Source organism: Streptomyces sp. NPDC057654 (genome assembly GCF_042800135.1).
Classification (GTDB): domain Bacteria; phylum Actinomycetota; class Actinomycetes; order Streptomycetales; family Streptomycetaceae; genus Streptomyces.
On the sequence record NZ_JBHVHQ010001070.1, the window covers coordinates 1 to 2,574 of the forward strand.

3 protein-coding genes are annotated in these 2,574 nt (G+C 72.1%); 2 read left to right on the top strand and 1 reads right to left on the bottom strand.

The annotated features are described in order from the left end of the window. Positions 1-138: 138 nt before the first annotated feature. Positions 139-456, bottom strand: coding sequence for a hypothetical protein (locus ACFU99_RS40480; protein WP_384402821.1), 318 nt, complete (start codon positions 454-456; stop codon positions 139-141). 216 nt (positions 457-672) lie between these two features. Here ACFU99_RS40480 and ACFU99_RS40485 point away from each other — a divergent pair, with 216 nt between their 5' ends. Then, entirely contained in the window at positions 673-1,461 is a 789-nt protein-coding gene (locus tag ACFU99_RS40485) for a vWA domain-containing protein (RefSeq protein ID WP_384402824.1), read from the top strand. A gap of 70 nt (positions 1,462-1,531) precedes the next feature. After that, positions 1,532-2,509, top strand: coding sequence for a helix-turn-helix transcriptional regulator (locus ACFU99_RS40490; protein WP_384402826.1), 978 nt, complete (start codon positions 1,532-1,534; stop codon positions 2,507-2,509). The last annotated feature ends 65 nt before the right edge of the window (positions 2,510-2,574 follow it).

Sequence of the window (2,574 nt, forward strand, 5' to 3'; positions counted from 1 at the left end):
ATAGGCGTCGACCTCGTCAAATCCGGCCATAGGCGAAACGCGGCGAGCCCCGTGCCGCCTGTCGGAAACACAGGCGGCACGGGGCTGGCTCGGAAACCGACGGGCGCCGGGGAGATCAGGGACGGGTCAGGCGTGGAATCAGGGGTGGAAGGGGGTCTTCCACTGGCGTACGAGATCGGCGAACGCCTCTTGTTCGGCGGGCGTCAGCTCCACGCTCTCCATCGGATGCGGGGTCGCGGGCGTCGAGGGAGCCGCCGACGGCGTGGGAGTCTCCGGCGCCGCGGGTGTCGAGGACACGTCCGGCGGCGTCTCGGCGGACTGCCCCGGCACCGCCCAGGGAAGCGGCGACGCGGTGCCCCGCCGTGCGTTACGGACCAGTCCCACCACCAGGAAGACGATGGCGGCGAGCAGCACGGCCAGGCCGATCTGCCGAGGAAGCGCGTCAGCGGCGAACATATCGCCAGTTAACACCAGCCCCAGGACTTTCGGGAGGGGCTCAGGGGACCGGAATTCAGACCGGAATTCACACCGGAACCGACACCCGAATCGGCACCGCCCGCGACCGCCCGCCGACGCCCTGTCCATACCCGCCACCGGGCCCACGAGGCACGCGAGTTGGACGTAACGTGCCCACAGCGGATGATTCGTCCGCGGCATGTCTAGGGGAGTCTCATGACCATCGACTACACAAAGCGCCCCACCGCGCCCACGATCGACTACACCAAGCGCCCCGCCGCCCCCACCCCGGCGATCGACCTCACCAAGGTCCAGTCCGCGGCGCCCAAGCTGGTCGACCTGTACAAGTCCGCCCGCGTCTCCCTGGAGAAGGCCGGGATGGCGGGCCGGCGGGCCGCGGTCTATCTGGTCCTGGACCGCTCCGGCAGCATGCGCGGCTACTACAAGGACGGCAGCGTCCAGCACCTCGCCGAGCGGGCGCTCGGCCTGTCCGCGAACCTCGACGACGACGGCACCGTACCCGTGGTGTTCTTCTCCACCGAGGTCGACGGCATCGCCGAACTCGGTCTCGACGACTACGAGGGGCGCGTCAACGCGCTGCACGAGGGCTACGGGCACATGGGCCGCACCAACTACCACCTGGCCATGCAGGCCGTCATCGATCACTACGCCGAATCCGGCGCCGCGGACCCCGCCTTCGTCATCTTCCAGACCGACGGCGGCCCCTCCTCCCGTGCCGCCGCCGAGCACGTCCTGTGCACGGCCGCCAAGCTGCCGATCTTCTGGCAGTTCGTGGCGTTCGGGAACCCCGGCGACAAGCAGTTCGACTTCCTGCGCCGCCTGGACGACCTGCCCGTGCCCGCCAAGCGCGTCATCGACAACGCGGGGTTCTTCGCCGCCGGCGCCGACCCGCGCGCCCTGTCGGACGCCGAGCTCTACCACGGGCTCACCGAGGAGTTCTCCTCCTGGACAACCACCGCTACGGAGGCCGGGATCATCCACTGACACCGGCCGGGAAACGTCCCCGCGGCACCCCGGACACGCCCTGTCCTCATTGCCCGGCATGCTGGACGCCATGACCGACACCCCCGGCCGCCTGCTGACTCTGCTCTCGCTGCTCCAGACGCCGCGCGAGTGGCCGGGCAGCGAGCTCGCCGAGCGGCTCCGGGTCAGCGTGCGCACCATCCGCCGCGACATCGACCGGCTGCGCGAGCTGGGCTATCCGGTCCAGGCCACGCTGGGCTCGGTCGGCGGCTACCGCCTGGTCGCCGGGGCCGCCATGCCGCCCCTCGTCCTCGACGACGAGGAGGCGGTGGCCATCGCGGTGGGGCTGCGTACGGGCGCGAGCCATGCCGTCGAGGGCATCGAGGAGGCGTCCGTACGGGCCCTCGCCAAGCTGGAGCAGGTGCTGCCCGCCCGGCTGCGGCACCGCGTCGGCACGCTCCAGGCGGCGACCGTCGCGCTCGCCCTCGACGGCGGCACGGCGGTCGATCCGCACGCCCTGACCGTCATGGCGGCCGCGGCGATGAACCACGAGCGGCTGCGGTTCGGCTACCGCGCGGGCGACGGGGCCGAGACGCGACGGCGCGTCGAGCCGTACCGGCTGGTGTGCACGGGGCACCGCTGGTATCTCGTCGCGTACGACTCCGACCGTGCGGACTGGCGCACCTTCCGCGTCGACCGGCTGCGGGAGCCGCACGCGACGGGCGCCCGGTTCGCGCCGCGCGAGCTGCCCGCCGCCGACGCCGCCGAGTTCGTCGCCCGCGCGCTGGCCGGGACGCGTCCGGGCCCCGAGGCCGTGGTGACGCTGTACGAGTCCGTCGACGCTCTGGCCGGGCGGCTGCCGGAGTCCTTCGAGCTGATGCCGCTCGACGAGCACAGCTGCCTGCTGCGCACCCGCGGCGCCAGTCTCGAATGGCAGGCGCTGCGCCTGCTGCTGCTCGGCTGCGACTTCGAGGCGCACAAGCCGCCGGAACTGATCGAGCTGCTGCGGGAGCTGGGCGGGCGGATAACCCGGGCGGTCGGTACGAGCGACCCCGTCGAACCGGCCTGATCACCAACGGAGGCCGCGTGCGGACGCACGGAAGAAAGGGAGAGCCCCGGCGCAGGGGGGGTGGG